Below are 23,081 nucleotides of genomic sequence, written 5' to 3' on the forward strand. Positions count from 1 at the left end.
TTTTTGGATCGCTTACATATTTAAGGATATACGAACACAGTCCCATATTATATGAGCAATTTTGTTTCATCATTATATTAATCAGTTTTATTCTAAGCTTTATTATATTCAAGTCAAAAGAAAGGCAATTAAAATTGCAATATGAATTGAAATACAAAGAAAAATTGGCAATTGTAAATGAGAGGAACCGTATATCTAGAGAGTTACATGACACATTAGGACATACTTTGACATTGTTGATCACTTTGATAAAATCAAGCAGAATTAATATTAAAAAAGATACGGAGGGAACCGAAAAAAAGTTAGTCCAAGCTGCCAGTATTGCATCTGAAGGATTAAAGCAAATAAGAACTACGATTTCAGGGTGGTTACCGGATAAATTAAATTCAAGCCCAATTACAACAGAAATTAATAAGCTCATTGAATTTGCTAAAGATATTGGAATTGAAATTGATTTTAGTGTTTATGGGGAAGAAAGAATAGTTGCTACAGGTTATTCTGACGTTTTATATAAAATATGCAGGGAGGCTATAACCAACTCTCTCCGTCATGGTAAGGCCAAGAAAGTTACAATTGTACTTAAGTTTTTTCAAGAAAAAATACAGCTCTTTATTACTGATGATGGAATTGGATGTAATAATATTAAAAAGGGCTTTGGTTTGATTGGTATTGAAGAAAGAGTCAACGATATGAATGGAACCTTAACTTATGGCACAACAGGGGATAGAGGATTTAATATTCACGCAAAATTTCCAATCAGTAAAGAGGGTTTTAGATGATTGAAGTTATTGTAGTAGACAGCAGCTTGATTGTAAGAAGCGGATTAAACTTCAAGGTGAATGAAATTAAGACTTTTATTCTTCCAGGCAGGATATTTTGAAAATAACTTCTTTTAATTTTCAGTATTTTTTGATAGAATAATCATAGGAATATCCACTTTTTTTTATTTTTTATTATTTGGGTTATTGATTTTCTTCCAACATTTACTATGCTATAATTTTAATTTTTCAAATTTCAACATTACTTTCTTGATATGTAGGAAATTTTGATGTAGGCTACACCACAATTTCTCACGACAACATCAAGAAAATTTGTGCTACAATCAATCTGGAAAGGGGGAGTAATATGGGTAGCATTCCATTAGCGGTTTGGTGGTTGATACTTGCTGTAGTACTTGGTATTATTGAAGCATCATCCTTTAATCTTATAACAATTTGGTTTTCAATAGGTGCGGTAGCGGCAATGATTTCTTCACTTTTTGGCGTTCCATTTATTTACCAGGTTGTTATATTTATCATGATGTCGGCTCTTTTACTGTATTTTACAAAACCCTTAATTAAAAAGTTTCTTAATGTTAGAAAAGAAAAAACCAATGCAGATAGGATAATTGGAGAAAAGGGTATTGTTGTGGAGAAAATTGATCCTGTAAACGGCACCGGGCAGGTAAAGATTGGAGGTCAGATCTGGACTGCACGTTCAACCAACGATGAAGTAATAGACTTGAATGAATTAGTAGAAATTCAAGAAATATTAGGCGTTAAAGTATTTGTAAAAAAGTTATAAAATAGAACTACCAATAATATTAATATGTTAGATAAATAAAAAAAGGGGGATTTAAAAATGGAATGGGTAATTATAGCTTTTGCCGTTATTTTATTGATACTTGTGGTTTCAAACGTTAGAATTGTACCTCAGGCTAATGCTTATGTTATAGAAAGATTAGGAGCATATATGACTACCTGGCAGGTTGGTCTTCATGTAAAAATTCCTTTAATAGACAAGGTTGCTAAAACTGTTTCTTTAAAGGAGAATGTTGTAGACTTTGCACCTCAACCTGTAATTACAAAGGATAATGTAACTATGCAAATTGATACTGTAGTATATTTTCAAATTACTGACCCTAAAATGTATGCATATGGTGTAAACAATCCAATGTCAGCAATTGAAAATCTTACTGCTACATCGTTGAGAAATATTATCGGTGAACTTGAACTTGACCAGACATTGACATCACGTGATACAATCAACACAAAGATGAGGTCCATTCTTGATGAAGCTACTGACCCTTGGGGTATAAAAATCAACCGTGTTGAGTTAAAAAACATTATTCCTCCAAGAGAAATACAGGATGCAATGGAAAAGCAGATGAAGGCTGAAAGAGAAAGAAGAGAATCAATACTTCGTGCAGAGGGTGAAAAGAGGTCTGCAGTACTTGTTGCAGAAGGTCAAAAGGAATCTACAATACTAAATGCTGAAGCTGCCAAGCAATCAGCAATTCTAAAAGCTGAAGCACAGAAGGAAGCACAAATTAGAGAAGCGGAAGGTGAAGCTGAAGCAATTCTCAAAGTCCAAAAGGCTACAGCAGAAGGCTTGAAAATGTTAAATGAAGCAAATCCAATTCAAACTGTTATAGCATTAAAAAGCCTTGAGGCTTTTGCAAAAGCCGCAGACGGCAAGGCAACCAAGATTATTATACCTTCAGAGATACAGGGATTGGCCGGGTTGGCTGCTTCCTTAACTGAATTATTAGACAAAAAGGATATTAACGATGCTCAGTAAAAATGATTAGTAGCGGTTGTTATTTTTTATTCATACATTAACTCAAACTTTAGATATTCATTAGGCAATCCTCTTGATTCGGTAGTTATATATTGTATTGTGATTACACTATTTACCGTCTAAAAGAGGATTTTGCCATATTTATGACCTGAATTCAAGATTTGATTATTGTTATTGTTATCATTATATTTATTTGATGCAGTTTGATATTGGTGGTTATTTTTGATAAAATCTAATATATATAATGGTTAATATATAAAAACCTATTAATTTTAATTATCAGGGGGTTAAAAATATGTGCAGGTTTATGCGTAAGTGTACAAATTATTTATTTGCCACAGCCCTTACTATTTTGGTTATCGCAGCAGTGTTCTTTCAAACCGGTATATGCGGGTTTGCGGCAGGTACATACAAGATATCGGGTTATATAATTCCTGATATATCCACTTCATCATCCTCAAGTTTAAATTCAGGAATTTCAGTCAGCATTTATGGTACAAGCTACAAAACTTCTACTGATGCAAACGGGTTCTTTGAACTTAGCAATATTCCTGAAAGCCAATATGTACTTAAAATATCCAAAACAGGCTTTTTAACAAGAACAATCCCAGGAGTAAAACTTTCCGGAAATATAGTCTTAGGTTCCGCAACAGCTCCCATAGCAATTTGGGCTGGTGACGTTCCTGTAAACGGACAGCAGGACAATACAGTTAACATGGCTGATGTTATAGAAATTGCAAAAAAGTTCAGTTCGGTATCCGGTGACAGCAAATACTCAGCTGACCTTGACATTAATAAGGACAACAGCATAAATATTGCAGATATTGTGATTATAGCAAAGAATTTTAATAAAGTAGATACCAGTTATCCTGCAGTAGAAATACCTGTTCCATCTGTATCTCCAACCCCTACTCCCAAGCCATCTGGGGCACCATATAAAATTTTTCTCCTTGCCGGCCAATCCAACATGGCCGGGATTGGTATGAATCATGAATTGACTCCTGAGTACAAGGAACCTATAGAAAACGTAAAAATATATGCTTCAGGTACAGTAGACAATGGAATTGCAGGTACTTGGGGTACATTAAAGATCGGTTACGGTAGCGGCATAGGTTGTTTTGGTCCTGAATTGATATTTGGAAGGGATATTGCAAAACTCATGCCTGACAGTAAAATTCTTTTAATCAAAGAAGGATGGTCCGGAACATCCTTGTGCGGAGATTGGCGTCCGCCAAGTGCAGGAGGAACGACAGGAAAGTTATATACCAGCTTCATTACAAACACCAAAAAAGCACTTGCTGCATTAAGTCCGGGAACACAATATGAAATTGCAGGTATGTGCTGGATGCAGGGTGAATCGGATGCTTGTGCACCAAACATAGCCAGTGATTATGAGGGAAATCTTACAGCGTTTATAAACGATGTCCGCAAAGAGCTGAACGTGCCAAATATGCCCTTTATAATAGCAATGATTGATGATTCCAGCAGCTGGCCTTATTATGAGACGGTACGTCAAGGCGAAATTAATGTGTCGGAAAAAGTTCCCCATGTAGGAATTTTCGATACAAAGGACCTTGATACAGACGGAATGCACTATAAAACCCCAGGAATGCTTGAAATGGGAGCATTATTTGCTAAAACTATGTATGATGAAATTCAAAAATAGGATTATTTGATCTAAAAATGTAAATTTTATATATCATATAAAAGCGGATGAAGAAGATTCATCCGCTTTTAGTATGTGTGACAATATCCATTAAGAGCATATGTTACAATGCTTGCGTAATTCAGTAGTATTTCATTATTGATCCAACTTTATAGATTCGTCTTCAGCCTGTATCGGATGTGCCTTGAAGTACTCAAGCACGTTATAGATTTGTGCCGCAGCTTCTGCACGGGTCATTTTAGCTTTTGGATTGAATTTTCCCCTTTCGTCAAGCTTATCAATACCATATACAAGTGCTCTTTGAATTGCTCCTTCATATTCCGGTGTAATTTTATCCCCGTCAGTAATATTAGCAGGAATAATTTTTATCATAGGCATATTTCTATTTGCTTCCATTGCTGTAATGAGATAATATGTAAATTCTTCCCTTGTCCATACCTTTTTGGGATCAGTGTCGGCAGGGATGTTAAGCCCTTTTACTGCAGCAATGATAAGGGCGTTGGAATACCAGGCATCATTTTTGGCTTTTGGAAAATAGTCAGTGGCCTTTGGTTCTTTAATAAATCTTACATTATCAATATTAAGATCCAGTACATTAACAATCATTTGTATACCTTCTGCTGCTGTAATTATACCCTTTGGAGAAAAAAGTCCTTTGCCCAATCCGTTAATATAGCCTTTCTCATGAAGTACTATTATTTTTTCTTTATGGGCTTCGTTTGAAATGTCTGTAAATGAGCTGGCTGCAAAACTATATCCTATTAATGTAAATGTAAGTATGGCAGTTGTGGAAATACAAATCAATTTTGATTTAATATTCATTATATTCACCTTCCTGATTTTTATTTGTTTATTGTTTAGACGTGCCACTTAAATAAAAGTTCCTAACCTTTTTAAAGCTGTTCATTGTGATGGGATTTTGCATCTATTTGCAATAGCCCCTTTCATAGATATAAATAAAACTAAAGGAAAATAAGCCTGTGCCTGCTTTCCTTTAGTTTATAAAGATAATCTTTTATTTATTATCTTTTATCGTGGTACTTCCAAATATACAGCATTTCCAGGTATTTTTTCATTTCCATACACATTGGTAACGCTAAAATAATACTTTTTACCGGGTATTAGATAACCGCCAATATCTCCGCCATTATAGGCTGTTGATACGTCTATTGTATATGAAGTGTGGTCCTTTTCTGTTATATATGTAAGATAACCATCTTCTGGATATTTAGGTGCTGAGTTGCTTTTAGATACCACAATCTTATAATAGTTAAAGTCTGATGAGTTGGTAGCTTGCCACTTCAAAGTGATTTTACCGTTTGCTACGCTTGCCGATACTTTTGGTTTAATATGGGAAGAACCACTGTAGGTTTCAGTTTCCTTTTTGGGTACTGTAAGCAATACCGCATTACCGGCCACTTTCTCATCTGAATATACACTTGTTATGCTGAAATAATATTTTTGTCCTGCTGCAAGTTTTCCGCCGAAATCCCCGCCATTATATCCGTTTGAAACATCAATGGTTTGTGAAGTTTTGTTCCTGTCACTTATGACAAACATATATCCATCTTGAGGATATCTTGGATATGGATTGCTTTTTGAAACAACAACTTTATAATATGTAAATCCATTGCTATCTGCCGGAGTCCAGTTTAAAACTATCCTGTTTCCGTCAATCTTACCTGTTACAACCGGTTTTTTATGTGCTGTTACGGTTTCTGTCTCATTCATTTCAGGTTTTTCCGGTTCGATGCTTGTTTTGTCTTCAGAACTTGAGTTATCATATGTTATTTTCTTTTCCTTGACAATGTTATATAAAAGTACTGCAGCTTCAGCTCTTGTAAGAGGATTTTGAGGCCTGAAGGCTTTTTCATCGCTGTTTGCAACAGCATTGCCCTTCATGATTCCGTTTTTAACCGCTATGACAACATATTTCTTAAGTGCGGTGGAGATGCTGTCGCTATCATTGAAAGTATTCAATACGCTTTCATCAGCAGTCTCACTTGAAAGCTTCAAGGCTTTTACCAGAGCAACCGCCATGTCCTCTCTTACCGCTTCATTGCCTGACTTAAAATAATCTCCTTTTGATGTTCTGAAGCCTGTAAGATAATACTTTGCTGTCTCAACATAGTCAAATTCCCAGCTATCCTTGGATATGTCTACAAAAGTAGGTTCATCAGTGTCTTTTAGCGGAAGTTCAAGGGTTAGGACCATAATCTTTGCAAATTCAGCCCTGGTAATAGTCTTAGACGGCTTAAATGACCCATCATTATAGCCTGCCAATATTTTTTTATCAACCATCCATGAAATCGCTTCGTAAGCCCAATTATCACTGTCTACATCGGAGAACGTCTGTGTCACCTTGGTTTCAGTTGTGTTTTCTTCTGATAATGCAAAGAATGGTACTTGGATTATCAGCATCAATAACGTTAAAAATAATATAGCCTTTTTTGTTACCTTCATAATTTTTCCTCCTCATGATCAGGAATGACAAAAATAATTGTATATTTAGGTCATTCCTTTTTTACATATATAAATTATTCGACATAAAAAGTTTTTTTCATAAGGAGGAGAGGAAAATTTTAAAAATAATTGATAAATGATATTACTTGCATTGATTAAAATATTTTGCCACTACTATAACATCATTCATATTAATAAATCGAAAAGTGCCGCCTAAATAGAACAGGCAGCACTTTTTTGCAACATATATTAACTAATTCTTATAAATAGAATCTAAGCATAATTTACAGCAGCATAGTCACAAATATTGCTGTAACAAGGGTGAAAAGTGCAGCATAATCAGCCTTTCTCATCACTATCTTCCTGTAATATGACCTCGGCCCTGAAGCGAAACCTCTTGCTTCCATCGAGATTGCCATCTTTTCAGTCTTTTTTATAGATGAAACCAGAAGAGGTATGGCAAGGGGGATAACTATAATCATTTTTTTAAAAGGATTTTTAGTGTCGGAATTATAGCCTCTGGACATCTGTGCCTGCAGTATTTGTTCGATTTCACCCAAAAGAGTAGGTATGAACCTAAGGGCGGTGATAAACATGAATGCATACTTAAATGGTATCTTAAGCTTTTCTACAAGGACTACAACCAGATCTGTCATTGGAGTTGTCATCATAAGTATCGGAATCGTAGACACTGTAGCCACCATCCTGAAGGACATTACAAGGCTAAGGTTAAGACCTATGTCTGTTATCCTTCCAATATCAGTAAAAGGTATTGCGTAAAATAAAGTATTTCCGTCAGATACAAAGAATATCTGGAAGGCTATTAAGAGAAGAGAGAATAGGAATAATGCCTTGATAGCAGGGAAAACCTCTTTAATAATTCCGCTGGCAGCAGCTATTAGTATATTTGACAGTAAAATAATAAAAATGGGTAGGGGACTTGAAAAAACAAAGCTTATGATGAGCACTCCAAAAGTCCACAATATTTTAGTAATGGGATGGAGTCTGTGAAAAAATGAGTCTTTTTGTATATATTCAATCATTGCAGGCATTTTGTTCACCCCTTAAATAAGAAATAATTTCATCAAACATATCCTCTACAGTATAGGTATCCTTAAAGAAGCCCTGCTTGTGAAACTTCCTTGCAAGTAAATATGCTTGAGGCGGCTTAAGGTTTGATAGTGCCAGGCTTTCTTCCTTGCTTAGTACTTCTTCTGTGGAACCGTCCTCAAGGACTGTTCCCTTCATTAAAACAATAACTCTGTTTGCATATTGGGCAACCAATTCCATGTCATGGGTAACCATGACAATGGTTTTGCCCTTTTTATGAAGTTCCTTGACTATCTCCATAATTTCCAGACCTTCACTGTAATCCTGTCCTGTAGTGGGCTCATCCAAAACAAGTATATCGGTTTCCATAGCCAGAACAGAGGCAAGTGCAACCCTTTGACGCTGACCCTTGCTCAAAGAAAATGGATCATGCTTTAAGTACTGTTCCAATCCCACCTTCATTGCAGCATTATAAACGAGATTCTCAATTTCACCATGTGAAATGCCTATGTTTTTCAAACCAAAAGCAATTTCATTGAAAACAGTGGAACAGAAAATCTGATGGTCGGGATTCTGAAAAAGGAATCCGATTTTTTTAGCCAGTACACTGGTTTTGGTTTTTGAAGTATCAAGTCCGCAAATTGAGATATTACCATGGGTAGGCTTTAGAAGTCCGTTCAGGTTTTTTAATAGAGTAGTTTTTCCAGCACCGTTTTGACCGATTATTGCTGTAAATTCACCACTCTTTATATTAATATTAAGATTTTTGAGCACTTGGTTACCGTTTTTGTACCGGTAACTTAAATTATTAATCCTGATCATATGTTTACCACCTTTTTATTTACACTTTTCATGTAATACCTTGCTAACCATCAAATGAGCTTCGTCAACATTTATGGGGAATTCGCCCTGATATAATCCTTGTTTTTTTAACATATATGCAAGCCTTGTTACAGGTGGTGCACTAACTCCAATTCTCTGTAGTGTCTCTTGATCGGCAAGTACAGACCTTGTTGCACCGTCTAAGAGTATATTTCCTTTTTCCATTATTACAAGCCTCGAACAATATTCAGATAGAAGCTGAATTTTCTGTTCAACAACTACTATGGTGATATTGTATTCCTGATTAAGTCTTCTTAATGTATTAAATATGTCCAGGCTGCCCTTTGGGTCCAATTCGGAAGTCGGTTCGTCCAGAACAAGTATTTTGGGACGAAGTGCAATGGCGGAAGCAATTGCAACCCTTTGTTTCTGACCACCGGAAAGCTGTGAGGTAGAGTAGTGCCTTAGTTCGGAAATCCCGGTCATTTCAAGGCTTTCTTTTATCCTTTGGGCAATTTCAATTCTTGGTATATTTAAATTCTCAAGTCCAAAAGCAATTTCATCTTCTACACCAGTTGAAACTATCTGTGCTTCAGGATCCTGAAAAACGCTTCCTACTGAATAGGCAATCTTGGCACAGCCATTATCAACAGTATCTTTACCATCCACCTTGACCTCGCCATAAAAGTCCCCATGTAGAAAGTGGGGGATAACACCATTAAGGCATAAGGTAAGAGTGGATTTACCAGCTCCCGTAGGGCCGGCAATACCAACAAACTCACCTTCATTTATTTGAATATTAATATTGTTTAGAGCAGGTTCCTTTGTGTCGTTGTATATGAAGGACAACCCTTTTATATTGATCATTCCAGTTCCTTCTTTCCCGTTGCCATTTTTACCGGATAATAGATTAACTGTGCAATAATTGTGTTTGCAGCAGCTGTTACGATAACAACCATGAAGAGTCCCATTAAGGCAGGATTCTTAGGAGTCTTTACAAATAGTATGAGGAATTTTAAAATTGCCACATAAACCAAACCGCTGGTGAGGGTGCCAAATAAGGCAATTATAGCAGGTTTTAATGTTATTTTGTTGATCATAGCCTTAAAAGGAAGCTTAATCATTCCAAAAACAACTAATGCTGCAACAGGTTCGCTTATAAAGTTGATGTAGGGGATCATTGATTTTGTAGTGAAGTGACATACAGCAGCAGCGACAAGACCGATAAAGATTACCTCAAGAAATTTTGGCCTTATGAGAAATATGGCCATGCAATACATACCGATTATAAAGTTTGGCGTTATACCGAATATAGGCGGTGTAATAAGCCTTAATACCGCACCTGCTGCAAGTAATACAGCAACTAAAACAACGTCTGTTGCACTTAAACCTTTTTTTACTACCTCTCTTTTAATAGCAGTTTCCATAAAAAACAACCTCCATAAATTTGATTGAAGGTTGAGTATAGAGAACGACGCAAAATAACTTAATCCGCATAATTTTCTGTAAATTAAAAATAGCCAGGGATTAACCTGGCTATGTAATTATACACTTTTCAGGCTCATCTCATCTCGTCTAGTCTATATATTCTCTTCTCAACTCATCTATTATTAATATTAACATGTAAATAATCCAAAGTCAATTATGGCATGAATGAAAAATTACTATGAGCTTTTTGGTTTTTAGGACTAATTTGGTTGCTTGCTTAGGCATCTATTGGTATCTGAAATCTATAATCCTTTTGCTCTTCTTTTCACTTCTTGGTAATTCACCTATAGCTAAAACTTCAGCTTCTATATGTATTCCAACCTTTTTCTTAAATTGATCGACTATTTTCTCTCTAACATCCTTGTCATCAGAGCTTAGCTCCTTTTCAACCCTTAAGGTCATTTCATCCTTGCCGTTTATGTGTTTTATAACAACCTGGTATTCGCTGCTTGCACCCTCAATATTTCTAAGGAGTTCATCAATCTGACCGGGATAAATATTTACACCTTTCACCTTTACCATGTCGTCTGTTCTTCCGATGATAACATCATGTCTCGGGTATGTAGAACCGCAAGGACAGTTACCTGGAATAAGGCGGGTGAGATCACGGGTTCTGTACCTTAGAAGCGGAGCACCTTCTTTTTTCAAGGTGGTAATAACAAGCTCACCGTATTCACCTTCTTTAAGCGGTTGGCATGTTATCGGATCTATTATTTCAAAATAGAGGAAATCATCCCAATAATGAAGGCCAGTATGGTAATCACAATCTAAGGATATACCAGGACCATAAATCTCTGTAAGACCGTAAATATCATAAATATCTACTCCAAGCTCATTTTTAATCCTGTTTCGCATTTTTTCTCCCCAGCGTTCAGAACCGATTATACCTTTTTTTAAGTGAATCTGGGAGCGGATACCTCTTTTCTCAACCTCTTCGGCTAATACCAGTGCATAGGAAGATGTTGATGCAAATACTGTAGATTTCAAATCCATCATCATCTGAAGCTGTTTGTCGGTGTTCCCAGGGCCCATAGGAATAGCCATGGCACCAACTTTTTCAACTCCAGCCTGAAAACCTATTCCTGCTGTCCAAAGTCCGTATCCCGGGGTGATCTGCACCCTGTCCAAAGGAGTGATTCCTGCGAGCTTGAAGCATCTTGCCATCATAATTGCCCAATCATCAACATCCTTACTGGTATATGGTATTATTACCGGTTTACCTGTAGTACCCGAGGAAGAATGGATTCTAACAACCTTTTCATCAGGAACAGCTTGAAGTCCTAATGGATAAGCATCCCTCAATTCCTCCTTTGTAGTAAATGGCAGCTGACTTATGTCTTCTGGTGACATAATGTCACTTATGTTTACTCCTGATGTATTGAATTTGCTTTTGTAGAAAGGACTATCCTGGGACAATCTTTCCAATAGTTCCTTAAAAGACTCAAACTGTTCTCTTCTCATCTTATCTGACTCCCTGTTTTATATTTCTGAAATATATATAAAATTTTATAGTTATACAAATTCTACGCCTATATTAAATGCCTTTTTATTCAGCTCTATATATTTTGATGAAACATTTTCGCTGATTGCATTTAATATATCCTCCTTGGAAAAGGGAAGGAACCCTGCAGCTGCAGTTACTCCAAGAAGTACGGTGTTTAAAGCTTTTACCGAGCCTGATTTTTCAGCTAAAGCATATCCATCCACCATTATTTTATTAGATGAATTTTTATTAATATATTCCAAAATTGGTTCAACCTCATAGGATAAAGTGTTTAGTGAAGCAGTAACAGGCTTAATTATCCTTGTATTGACTACACATTTACCCTCAGGACTTAGCCTGGCAATATTCCTGGCCGCTTCCGCCGGCTCAAAGCCTATCAACAAATCAGCAGCACCATAGGGGATTACGGGGCTTAATATTTCATCGCCAATCCTTACATGGCTTACAACACAGCCTCCTCTTTGAGCCATACCGATTGTCTCAGAGGTTCGTACAAAATAACCTGCTTCTATGGCTGAAGCTGCAAGCAGCCTTGATGCAAGAACTGTTCCTTGACCACCGACTCCTGCAATTAATATATCAAATTTCATTTATTAGCACCTCCTATAGCACCTACAGGGCAAATTTGAGAACAAAGTGTACAGCCATAGCATAAGGACTTTTCGATTACTACTTTGCCGTCAATGATACTCATACCGGGGCAACCTGCCTCACGAATACACTTCTTACATAAGGTGCATTTTTCATTCACTGCTTGTATGTTGGACTGTTTTTGTAATGCAATGCATGGAGCTTCAAAAATAACTACAGAAGGTCCATTATAAGAAACATTTTCTTTAACAGCATCAATGGCCTCTTTTTGATTTAGGGGATTGGCTTTTGTAATTTTCTTTACACCGCAAGCTTTTACCATACCATAAATATCAACCTTTTCAGAAATGCTTCTCATCATGGTTTTACCTGTCCCGGGATGGGGCTGGTTACCGGTCATGGCTGTTGTGCTGTTATCTAAAATTACTACAGTAATATCTGTATTGTTGTAAACCGCATTTATTATTCCTGGAATTCCTGTATGGAAGAATGTGGAGTCTCCGATAAATGCTATATGCTTAACATCCGGCTCTACTCTTTGCAAGCCTTGAGCGATTGTTATGCCGGCACCCATACAAAGGCATGTGTCAACCATATCAAGAGGCTTGGCATTTCCAAGGGTATAGCAGCCTATGTCGCCTGAAAAAACAGCCTTTTGGTTTTTCAATGCAGTTTTGACAGCATAAAATGAAGCTCTATGGGGACAACCTGCACATAATACAGGCGGTCTTACCGGAAGCTCGGGAGGGGAGAGAGGTTTTACCTCGTCAGCATCGATCCCAATAAATTTTGCTACAGCAGTTTTTACCAGTTCATAGCTGTATTCACCGGCATAGGGAAGATGCCCTGTTTTTTTACCCAGTACTGAAATTTTATATCCATTTGATGCTTTTAGCTCAAGAAGGCTTTCTTCTATAACGGGATCAAGCTCTTCAAATACCAGTATTTCATCAAGCCCGTCAATGAAATCCATACCCAGCTTTTGCGGGAATGGATAGGGGGTACCAATCTTCATTAACTTTATATCCTTATTAAAAGATGAAAGAACATCCTTTATATATGCATAGGCAATACCTGAAGCAGCTATGCCTTTATTTCCTTGACCGGTTATCTTATTGTATTTAAGGTTTGAAAATATATCACTTATCTTTTTCTGAGTTTCTTCAAGTTGAACATGTTTTCTATATGAAAGGCTGGGGAATATAACCCAACGTGGATCTTTTACAAAACCGTCCGCCTTGTGCCTTTCTCCCAATTCAGGGATTTCCAATGTGCTGCATGAATGACATATTCTTGTGGTAGGTCTGAAAAAAACCGGCAGCCCTACTTGCTCCGAATGTTGAAAAGCTGCTTGTATCATCTCGAAAGCCTCTTCAGGGGAGGAAGGATCGAAAACAGGAAGGTTTGAAAACCGTGCAAAGTGTCGTGTGTCCTGCTCTGTCTGTGATGAAAAAGGACCTGGATCATCCGCTACAAGGACAACCATTCCTCCTTTTATACCAATATATGAAAGGCTCATCAACGGGTCTGATGCTACATTAAGCCCAACCTGCTTCATTGTTACAAGGGACCTTGCTCCTGCATATGCTGCTCCTGCTGCTACCTCAAGTGCAACCTTTTCGTTTACCGACCATTCTACATAAATATGTCCGGGATTGTTTTCTGCAATACTCTCAAGCACTTCGGTGGAAGGTGTTCCTGGATATCCTGAAACGAGATTTACACCGGCTTTTATTGCACCAAGGGCAATGGCTTCATTACCCATAATTACTTTTTTATACATGTTGATGACCTCCAAAATGCTTCTAAATAGCTCAATATAAAAATTATAAGCCAAAATTTAAAGGAAGTAAAGCTTGGTTTAGAATTATGTTAAGTAAATTAATAGTGTCTAAAAAAACTGAAACTCGGTGAAATGAAGTAATGCAGGCACTACTAATTCCTCATTAAAACATAAACTTTGAAAATCATTAAGATTACCACAAAAATCCCAGTGAGAAAGACCCCACCGGGATTTAGTTTAAAAGCCAATTAGTATTTAACAATAAAAACCCTTGCAATTTTGCAAACCTAGACATCTATAGGGGTTTTTACTTGATTTCCAGATAATCCAAGAAAGCATCCCATTGTCCATTATCAGATGTACAAACGAGCTGGATTTCTTGATTTCCGGTTCCATGGCTGACATTGTTTATGGTATATACTGCGGGATAACTACCGCCGAAGTAGAAGGTACCCTTAGTCACACCGCCAATTTTCAAGTCGACTCTGGCCATGTTGGAGTTATTCGAACAACCGCGAAGTGAAAAACTATGGGTGCCGGTTGAAAAATACTTTGTGAATTTCACCAAGTCATTATTGCCGTATAAAGCAACTCCGGAGAACGGAGAACTGATATTTCCTGTATACTGGCCGCCTTTTGCCATGCTCTCGCATTCTGTTCTGGCAGTTGTACTGCTATAAGATGTTGGGGCTGGGGTAGCTGTATAGGTATTTGTATTAGTAGCACTTGATCCGCCTATAGTAAGTGTATTGGTTGTAACATTTGCACTACCACTGCTTTGGTAGCCTTCTACAGTAAAGGCAACTTCATACAGCTTGCCCATTGGCATTCCTAAGCTTTCCCACTTTTTAAAGTGTTCGCTGACAGAAATGGTTCCGCTTGTGCGTTTTGATTGACGTACACTCCAATACTGATAAAAGGTTGTATTACCTATAATGGAAGGTTGGTTGACACGAGTGGTCTGATATATATCATATGTGCCACCGTCAACGGTAATTGTACCCTTAAACGTTCCGGTAGGACGATAGGTACCCCAGTTATCTACTATATAAAATTCTATAAGTGAGGATTTCGTCCACCCATATACACACAAATAGGAGTTGCCACCTGGATTAAAGGTAGAGGCATAGTTTATTGACATGTTTCCGATCTGTTGATGTGTCTTGGTTGCATCGAATTTTTTACCTTTACGGAACAAAGCATTTCCAATGTTACTCCACTGGCAGTTAAATGTACCGCCGCTGTTGAGTGTCATGCTTGTTGTTCCATAATCCTTCCAAAGCTCATAGTTGTAATTGTCCTGAGTACCTGTTTGATTTGAGGTTAGAGTTGTTGCTGCTTGCACATTTATTGTGCACAAAGCAAATACGAGGGAAAAAGTTAATAACCTAACAAAATTCACCAATGTTTTTTGTTTCATTTTACATTCTCCTTACTTTTTACTTTTACTTATAATTACTGTTTTGCAATGCATAAATACAAGGCCAAGTCAGGAAAAAAGGCTAACAAAAGTCACCCCCCTTATCGATCTTCCTGATTAAGACCTTAAGGAATGATTAAAATCAGGTACAATTATTGCATAAATAAAGAAAAGCTACGGAAGTACAAACCAGAGACACAATTTTAAGATACTGTAATGTGAAAATATCCTTACATAAATAAGTAGTTATTCAGTGGGATTAAATAAGAATTTAAATGTAATACGAGAACTACCAGTTGAAAGGTTGGTTATTAACCTAAGCAGAATGTAGAGTGTAAATATGGAAAAAATACACTCATAAAAATATTATAATATACAGAAATTCTTCCGTCAAGATATGAATTTTTCACAATAAATATCTCATGAAATGCACCTAGCAACTTTGATCATTACCTTTTTGTATATATTATTTTTTAAGTTTAAAAGATTAATTCTTTGTAAATAATTAAATTAAGGGATGACTAAAAGATTACTTTCGATTTCTAAACTCGTGTTCACTAGTTAAGTCAAAATGTGAGCGGAATTTATAGAGGAAGTTATATTTTAGTTATTAATACGAATAGCTCTTTTATAAAGTCAGCCTAAATTGATAATTTAGCAAATTTATGGAGGAAAAATGTTCAAACACTTGAAAAGAATTTTTACATACACAAAACTAAATGCTATTAATCAAAATTTGAATAATGAAAAGCAAAATAGCAAAAAAGATAATAAAATACCGAAATCAATAAATAAAATTAAGGATATGCTGGAAGAGCGGTTTTCCGAATGCAGCGATTTTGTTATCAGGGAACTCCTGATCGGGAAAGATGGCTCAACTCAAGTGGTTATTGCTTATATTGACGGTATGGTGAATAAGCAATTGATTAACTCAGACATATTGAAACCAATAATGATTGAGAGTGATTTTATAAATCTGAATCAGAGTTCTAAAGGCAAATCAACATTAAGTCTGTTTAAAGAAAAACTTATTTGTACCAGTGATATTCAGGAAGAAAACAGCTTCGATGAGAGTATTTCCTCCATACTTTCGGGCGATACTATGATTTTCATGGACGATTGTGATTCAGCTTTAAAAGTTTCACTTCGATACTGGGATAAAAGAAGTGTTGAGGAACCGGCTACTGATGCGGTAATTCGTGGTCCGAGAGAAGGGTTTACAGAAACTCTTCGTACAAATACTACTTTATTAAGAAGAAAAATTAAAAACACAAAATTAAAATTTGAGACAATGAAAGTAGGAGAACATACCAATACAGATGTCTGCATATGCTATATAAAAGGAATTGCAAACAATGAAGTAATTAAAATGGTAAAAGAAAGGATTGGAAGGATTAAAACTGATGCCATACTTGATTCAGGATATATTGAAGAATTTATTCAAGACTCCAAATTAGGGTTATTCCCTACGGTAGGAAACAGTGAGAAGCCTGATATCGTGGCTGGAAAAATATTAGAAGGGCGTGTTGCCATACTATGTGATGGAACTCCTTTCGTCCTTACTGTCCCATACCTTTTTGTTGAAGCTATACAATCAAGCGAGGATTATTATACCAGATCCATTTATGCAACAATGAGTAGATTTGTTAGATTAATGGCACTTGTAATTACTATCTTTTTACCAGCACTTTATGTAGCACTGGTTACATTTCACCATGATATTATTCCCTATAAGCTTTTGTTAACTATGACAGCTGCCCGGGAGGGAATTCCATTTAGTGCACTGACGGAGGCATTAATAATGGTAATCACATTTGAGCTTCTCCGTGAAGCTGGAATAAGGATGCCTAGAGCAATTGGACAGGCAGTAAGTATAGTAGGAGCATTAGTTATAGGAGATGCTGCCGTAAAAGCAGGGCTTGTAAGTACACCTATGGTCATAGTAATAGCTGTAACTGCTATATCAAGTTTTATAGTATCATCCATAGCAGGAACTCTTTTGTTTATGCGAGTAGTTTTAATGTTAGCAGGTAACATTATAGGAATTCTTGGTATCTTACTGGTGTTCGTTGCGTTTTTTATTCATATGTGCAAGTTAAAGTCTTTTGGCGTAAATTATTTAACTCCTTTTACACCGTTAAGCGGCTCTGATCTGAAGGATGCTTTTGTACGTGTTCCTCTATGGGCTATGTTTACAAGGCCAAAGGAATTAACCTGGGAGCATGGAGGAAATGCAAAATTCAAAAATAGGCATAAGAAGGAAGGTAGATAGAATTTATGAGAGGCATTGGCAAATTGCTTTTTATACTAAGTATTATATTAGTACTGACAAGCTGCTGGAATAATCGGGATTTGACGGATTTGGCCATTATGACAGGGATTGCCTTTGATAAGGGTGAGGATGGGAAATTTGAAATTACTTTTCAGATTGTAAAGCCAGAAGCTATGAAAACTTCTGGAGAAGGTGGGGGAAATGAAAAAAAGGCTTTTAATAATGTTAGCAGTACGGGAGAAACTGTTTTTGAGTGTGCAAGAAATTTAATAGCAAAGATAAATAAAAAGGTATATTTTGGACAGGTACAATTAATGGTCATTTCGGAGGAATTTGCAAGAGATGGGATAAGTAAGATATTTGATTTATTTGAAAGAGATACTGAAACAAGAAGACGTGCAGATTTAATAATAGCAAAGGGTATGGAGGCCAAAACTGTTTTGGAAAGTGAAAGCCGCATGTCCAAACTTCCAGCAACACACGAGACAGAGGCTTTGGAGGCCAGTCGACATTTTGGTAAAACTTTAAAGGTAACTTTTATTGATGCATTAAAATTTCTTAATAAGGAAGAATACAGCTTTGTACTGCCAACAATAAATAAAAGCAATAATACAGGCAAAGTATTTCAGGAAGACCTTTTAACAGAAGGTTCAGCTGTTATCAAAAAGGATAAATTGGTGGGTTTTCTTGGCCCTTTAGAGACAAGAGGTTATTTACTTGCAGATGATAAAATAAAAAACACTATTATTAACATACCAAGCCCGCTGCATTCTAAAAAAATTATTTCAATTGAAGTTGTTCGTAATAAAGGAAAAACCATTTCAAAAATTGTGGATGGAAAGCCTGTTTTAAGCATTGAGGTTACAGCAGAAGGGAATATTGGTGAGCAGCAGGAAAAAGCAGACTTAACAAAACCAGATATGGTTAAAGCTTTGGAAGATACAGTAGAAAAAGAAATGAAAGACAAAATTGAAGCTGCTGTTAAAATTACACAAAAAGAATTTAAAAGTGATGTTTTTGGTTTTATAGATGAAATTTATAGAAATTATTACTCTGATTGGACAAAAACATTTCGTAATTGGAGCAAAATTTACAGCCAAACACCAGTTAATATAGAAGTGAAATTCAAAATAAGAAGGTCGGGTCTTATAAGAGAGCCTGCCGAACCCAAATAAAGGATGGACATGGATGGATATATTAGGTGTAATTGTAATGTTTGGTACAATAGCTTTAATTGATATACCAAGTATTGTTAAAAAATCAAAGCATAGAGTAAAATATGTCGGGTTTTATGCATTTATTATTGGAATTGGTTTTGCTATAAGCCTTCTGCAAGTGAGTGGTAAAGCTCCTGCAAGCCCTGCAAAAGTCATAGAATCAGTAATTAAAGGTATAATAGGTGAAGTGTGATGTATAAAAATTCGAAGATATCAAATTATCAGTTATTTACTCTTTTGTGCGGCTTTATGATAGGAAGTTCACTGATAGTAAGTCCTGCAGCAGGGGCAAAGCAAGAAGCGTGGCTGGCATTTCTTATTGGCTGTATCATTGGTACAATTTTAATAGCAATGTATGCATCAATATACAGATTGAATCCTTCATGTACACTGATAGAAGCTTTGGAGAAAAATTTCGGCAAGATATTGGGTAAAGTGTTCGGAGTATTGTATATCTGGTACTTTATTCACCTGACCTCTTTGGTATTAAGGAATTTTGGCGAATATTCTGTTGTAACGGGTTATCCTGAAACACCCATTCTGTTTATAATTGTATGTTTTTCTCTAATCATTGCCTTTTCGGTAAGGGCAGGTATCGAAGTTATGGGTAGGATCAGTGAGATATTTCTTGTAATATTGACTGCCATTCTTGTTTTTGTGTTTTTTTCATTAATCACTTCATTTGATTTGGAAAATCTGAAACCCTTTATGACACAAGGTATAAAACCAATAATAAATACCGCATTCGGGATAGTAACTTTCCCATTCGGAGAGACAATTGCATTTTTAATGGTTTTTCCTCATGTTATTAAACAAGAGAAAATTATGAAAACATCAATATTTTCTTCGCTGTTTGTGGGTTTGGTTCTTATTGAAGTTATACTCAGAAATACTTTAGTTTTAGGGAGCAATATGGCCTCAAGGGATATATTTCCGTCACATATAGTATTCAGACTTATTCCCAATCTGGATGTAGATCCGCTTCTTGATGTTAACCTTACAGTAGCAGGAATTATTAAAGCAGGGATTTGTATTTATGCAGCATCTGCAGGTATAGTACAACTCTTAAACCTTGATGATTATAAGCCGTTTGTACTTCCTTTTACTGCATTGGCAGTTTCGTTATCTATTTGGATATATGGAAGTATTATGGAGATGCTGCAATGGGCTTCAGATATATGGCCATATTATTCTATTCCATTTCAAATTGTAATACCATGTATATTGCTTATTTTATCGTTTGTAAGGCACAAGCGGTCTGGAAAAGTGAAAAATGATAAATCTGCCAGGACAATATAAGCATTTCTTTACAAATTTTAAATAATTAATATATATATAATGTTTTTAAAGTCATATTATAAAGTTTTATAAAAACTATAGATTAATTTAAAAAAGGGTGGTATAATTAATTATAGTTAATAATATGATATTATAAAGTCAACAAAACAGTATGGGGAGGGATTATGCTTGTCATTTTTATTGGGAATTGACATTGGTACATCCGGGACAAAGACGGTGTTATTTGATGAAATGGGTAATACCATAGCAAGCAGTGTTGGAGAATATCCGCTATACCAGCCGAATATAGGGTGGGCAGAGCAGGACCCTGAAGATTGGTGGATGGCAACATTCACAACAATCAAAGAAGTTATTTACAAAAGCGGTATTGATGCATCTGAGATCAAGGGCGTAGGCTTGTCAGGACAAATGCATGGTGCAGTTCTTCTAGACAAGGACTATAAAGTGTTGAGAAAATCCATCATATGGTGTGACCAGAGAAGCTCGGCTGAATGCGATCAGATCACTTCAATCATAGGTAAGGAAAGACTCATAGAAATTACTGCAAACCCGGCTTTGACTGGTTTTACAGCATCAAAAATTCTTTGGGTTAAGAATAACGAGCCTGAAGTTTATGCTAAAGTAACCAAGATACTTCTTCCTAAAGACTATATAAGATTTAGATTAACAGGGGAATTTGCTACCGAAGTTTCCGATGCCAGTGGAATGCAGCTTATGGACATACCTGGACGTAAGTGGAGCAATGAAGTTTTAGATAAGCTTGGTATAGAAAAGAGCATGCTTGGAAAGCTTTATGAGTCTCAGGAGGTTACAGGTAAAGTAAATAAGGAAGCTTCATCACTTACAGGCCTTAAAGAAGGAACTATAGTGGTAGGCGGAGCAGGGGATCAGGCTGCAGGTGCTATTGGAAACGGAATAGTAAAATCTGGGGTAGTATCTTCCACAATAGGTACATCAGGAGTTGTTTTTGCATTCTCGGAAAATGTAAGCATAGATCCAAAAGGCAGAGTACATACTTTCTGTCATGCAGTTCCAAATACATGGCACATAATGGGTGTAACTCAGGGTGCCGGACTTTCATTAAAGTGGTTCCGTGATAACTTCTGTATAGAAGAAAAGAGAACTGCCGAGCTTATGGGTGTTGATCCATACATGCTTATGGATAAGGAAGCAGAAAGAGTTGCTGCAGGATGCAGCGGTTTAATATATTTACCGTATCTTATGGGTGAAAGAACACCACACCTTGACCCTAACGCAAAAGGGGTGTTCTTCGGATTATCTGCAAAGCATGAAAAGCCAGATATGGTAAGAGCAGTAATGGAAGGCGTAGTTTATAGCCTTAAGGACTGTCTGGAAATTATCAAGGAAATGGGAGTAAATGTTTCTGAAGTAAGAGCATCAGGAGGCGGTGGAAAGAGCCCTCTATGGAGACAGATGCAGGCGGACGTATTCGGCACTGAGATAACTACCATAAACTCAAGTGAAGGCCCGGCTCTTGGCGTAGCAATTCTTGCAGGCGTTGGTGCAGGCGTTTACAGCAGTGTTATGGAAGCATGCGATAAGGTAATAAGTGTAAAGACAAAACAACAGGCGGATATGGTAATAAACAGCAAATACAATAAGTATTACGACATATATAAACGCCTTTACACCTCATTGAAAAAGGATTTTGCGGATGTTTCATCCATATTGTAAGGTGCTTTTACTCAATGATTTAAAAAGGAGCAGATAATGACAGGGAAGATAGTGGGTAATAACAGATTTCTCAAGGAGTTTAACCAAACAGCAATCTTGGACATGATAAGGGTTCACAGAGCAATTTCAAGAGCTGAATTGTCTAAACTCACGGGATTGTCACCTACAGCAATCGGAAGCATCGTATCTGAGCTTTTGGAAATTGGTTATATTTCCGAAACCGGTATCGGAGAATCCAAGGGTGGCAGGAGGCCGGTTTTAATCGAAATTAAACCTGAATCCTTATACACCATTGGAATTGACATGGATGTAAATTATATAAGCTTTGTTTTAATGGATACTACCAGCCGGATAATTGAAGAAAAGATGCTGACCATGCCTAAGACTATTATTTTCGAAAATGTTATGAAAGTCATTCAAAAAGAAATCAAAAGAATTTTGAAAGACCATTCCATAACACTTGAAAGACTTTTAGGGATTGGTTTGTCAGTACCTGGTATGGTGGATAGTTTGGAGGGCAAAGTGATATTTGCCCCAAATATGGGGTGGGAGAATGTTGATATAAGAGGTCAATTCCCAGATCTTAAAGGTGTAAATGTATATGTTGAAAATGAAGCTATGGCTTCAGCAATAAGTGAAAATTGGATAGGCACTTGTCAAGGAATAAGTAATTTTGTTTGTGTAAATATTAAATCAGGTATAGGTTCCGGTATTTTTATAGATGGAAAACCATACCGTGGAACAAGTGGAATTACCGGAGAACTCGGCCATATGGTTGTCGATTCAAATGGTTCAAAATGCAGGTGCGGAAATTACGGATGCCTTGAGACAATAGCTTCAACTACTCATATGGTGGAACAGGCAAAGCGGCTGGTAAAGTCGGGTATTGCTTCAAAACTTAATGATATTGAAGATGTTGAGGAAATAGATGCCAAATCAATAATAGACTGTGCAAGAGAGGGAGACGAGGTATCAAGGAATATACTGCTTGAATCAGCAAGGTTCCTTGGACTGGCAGTCTCAAGTATTGTCAACATATTAAGCCCTCAAAAAATAGTCTTGGGAAAAGATTTTGTAAATTATTCCGATATTGTTTTGGACAGTTTGAAAGAAATTGTTATGTGTAAGGCATTAAAACAAACTTCAAAAGATATTGAAATAACTGAATCCAAGCTGGGGGAAAGGGCTTCAGTGCTCGGCTCAGCCATAATACCGTTAAAAGTTTTCTTTGGGAAATAAACATTAGTGTTTA

20 protein-coding genes are annotated in these 23,081 nt (G+C 36.5%); 10 read left to right on the top strand and 10 right to left on the bottom strand.

Going from position 1 to position 23,081, the window contains the following annotated elements; translation table 11 throughout:
* The first annotated feature begins 134 nt into the window (after positions 1-134).
* The 4 genes from Bccel_RS30070 (at position 135) to Bccel_RS04005 (ending at position 4,225) form a co-directional block, all read left to right on the top strand.
* Positions 135-779: a sensor histidine kinase gene (locus tag Bccel_RS30070; protein ID WP_160317688.1), complete on the top strand. Its 645-nt coding sequence runs from the start codon at positions 135-137 to the stop codon at positions 777-779.
* A 346-nt stretch (positions 780-1,125) separates the two neighbouring features.
* Positions 1,126-1,563 carry an NfeD family protein gene (locus Bccel_RS03995; protein ID WP_036940943.1) on the top strand — a complete coding sequence of 146 codons (438 nt, stop codon included), beginning with the start codon at positions 1,126-1,128 and terminating at the stop codon, positions 1,561-1,563.
* Positions 1,564-1,620: 57 nt separating this feature from the next.
* Positions 1,621-2,559: an SPFH domain-containing protein gene (locus tag Bccel_RS04000; RefSeq protein WP_036940940.1), complete on the top strand. Its 939-nt coding sequence runs from the start codon at positions 1,621-1,623 to the stop codon at positions 2,557-2,559.
* 295 nt (positions 2,560-2,854) lie between these two features.
* Positions 2,855-4,225 (top strand): sialate O-acetylesterase, encoded by a 1,371-nt coding sequence (locus tag Bccel_RS04005; RefSeq protein WP_036940937.1) that lies wholly within the window; start codon positions 2,855-2,857, stop codon positions 4,223-4,225.
* Positions 4,226-4,360: 135 nt separating this feature from the next.
* Here the strand turns inward: Bccel_RS04005 and Bccel_RS04010 are convergent, their stop codons facing one another.
* From Bccel_RS04010 to Bccel_RS31995, 10 genes are all read right to left on the bottom strand, one after another.
* Positions 4,361-5,047: an S-layer homology domain-containing protein gene (locus Bccel_RS04010; RefSeq protein ID WP_036940935.1), complete on the bottom strand. Its 687-nt coding sequence runs from the start codon at positions 5,045-5,047 to the stop codon at positions 4,361-4,363.
* 207 nt (positions 5,048-5,254) lie between these two features.
* A complete protein-coding gene (locus tag Bccel_RS04015; RefSeq protein ID WP_036941206.1) occupies positions 5,255-6,688 on the bottom strand; it encodes an S-layer homology domain-containing protein in 1,434 nt (477 codons plus the stop codon).
* A gap of 284 nt (positions 6,689-6,972) precedes the next feature.
* Entirely contained in the window at positions 6,973-7,740 is a 768-nt protein-coding gene (locus Bccel_RS04020) for an energy-coupling factor transporter transmembrane component T family protein (protein WP_036940931.1), read from the bottom strand.
* Positions 7,724-8,560: an energy-coupling factor ABC transporter ATP-binding protein gene (locus tag Bccel_RS04025; protein ID WP_036940928.1), complete on the bottom strand. Its 837-nt coding sequence runs from the start codon at positions 8,558-8,560 to the stop codon at positions 7,724-7,726. Before Bccel_RS04025 ends, Bccel_RS04020 begins: the two co-directional genes overlap by 17 nt.
* A gap of 15 nt (positions 8,561-8,575) precedes the next feature.
* A complete protein-coding gene (locus Bccel_RS04030; protein ID WP_036940925.1) occupies positions 8,576-9,427 on the bottom strand; it encodes an energy-coupling factor ABC transporter ATP-binding protein in 852 nt (283 codons plus the stop codon).
* Positions 9,424-9,987, bottom strand: a complete 564-nt coding sequence (locus tag Bccel_RS04035; protein WP_036940923.1) for a tryptophan transporter — start codon at positions 9,985-9,987, stop codon at positions 9,424-9,426. Before Bccel_RS04035 ends, Bccel_RS04030 begins: the two co-directional genes overlap by 4 nt.
* 286 nt (positions 9,988-10,273) lie before the next feature.
* On the bottom strand, positions 10,274-11,509 hold the full coding sequence (locus Bccel_RS04040) for a phenylacetate--CoA ligase family protein (protein ID WP_036940920.1): 1,236 nt from the start codon (positions 11,507-11,509) through the stop codon (positions 10,274-10,276).
* A gap of 51 nt (positions 11,510-11,560) precedes the next feature.
* On the bottom strand, positions 11,561-12,142 hold the full coding sequence (locus Bccel_RS04045; protein WP_036940917.1) for an indolepyruvate oxidoreductase subunit beta: 582 nt from the start codon (positions 12,140-12,142) through the stop codon (positions 11,561-11,563).
* Positions 12,139-13,926, bottom strand: coding sequence for an indolepyruvate ferredoxin oxidoreductase subunit alpha (gene iorA / locus Bccel_RS04050; RefSeq protein WP_036940916.1), 1,788 nt, complete (start codon positions 13,924-13,926; stop codon positions 12,139-12,141). Before iorA ends, Bccel_RS04045 begins: the two co-directional genes overlap by 4 nt.
* A 307-nt stretch (positions 13,927-14,233) precedes the next feature.
* A complete protein-coding gene (locus tag Bccel_RS31995; protein WP_036940913.1) occupies positions 14,234-15,346 on the bottom strand; it encodes a glycoside hydrolase family 11 protein in 1,113 nt (370 codons plus the stop codon).
* 676 nt (positions 15,347-16,022) lie between these two features.
* On the opposite strand from Bccel_RS31995, the gene Bccel_RS04060 reads away from it, so the two are divergent.
* The 6 genes from Bccel_RS04060 (at position 16,023) to Bccel_RS04085 (ending at position 23,068) form a co-directional block, all read left to right on the top strand.
* Positions 16,023-17,618 (top strand): spore germination protein, encoded by a 1,596-nt coding sequence (locus Bccel_RS04060; RefSeq protein WP_050753080.1) that lies wholly within the window; start codon positions 16,023-16,025, stop codon positions 17,616-17,618.
* Between the two features lie 5 nt (positions 17,619-17,623).
* A complete protein-coding gene (locus Bccel_RS04065) occupies positions 17,624-18,793 on the top strand; it encodes a Ger(x)C family spore germination protein (protein ID WP_036940911.1) in 1,170 nt (389 codons plus the stop codon).
* 13 nt (positions 18,794-18,806) lie between these two features.
* Positions 18,807-19,028 (top strand): hypothetical protein, encoded by a 222-nt coding sequence (locus Bccel_RS04070; protein ID WP_036940908.1) that lies wholly within the window; start codon positions 18,807-18,809, stop codon positions 19,026-19,028.
* Entirely contained in the window at positions 19,028-20,134 is a 1,107-nt protein-coding gene (locus tag Bccel_RS04075) for a GerAB/ArcD/ProY family transporter (protein WP_036940905.1), read from the top strand. Before Bccel_RS04070 ends, Bccel_RS04075 begins: the two co-directional genes overlap by 1 nt.
* Positions 20,135-20,302: 168 nt before the next feature.
* Entirely contained in the window at positions 20,303-21,829 is a 1,527-nt protein-coding gene (xylB, locus tag Bccel_RS04080) for a xylulokinase (RefSeq protein WP_036940902.1), read from the top strand.
* 36 nt (positions 21,830-21,865) lie between these two features.
* Positions 21,866-23,068, top strand: a complete 1,203-nt coding sequence (locus tag Bccel_RS04085) for an ROK family transcriptional regulator (protein WP_036940900.1) — start codon at positions 21,866-21,868, stop codon at positions 23,066-23,068.
* The last annotated feature ends 13 nt before the right edge of the window (positions 23,069-23,081 follow it).

This window comes from Pseudobacteroides cellulosolvens ATCC 35603 = DSM 2933, assembly GCF_001262605.1.
Taxonomy (GTDB): domain Bacteria; phylum Bacillota; class Clostridia; order Acetivibrionales; family DSM-2933; genus Pseudobacteroides; species Pseudobacteroides cellulosolvens.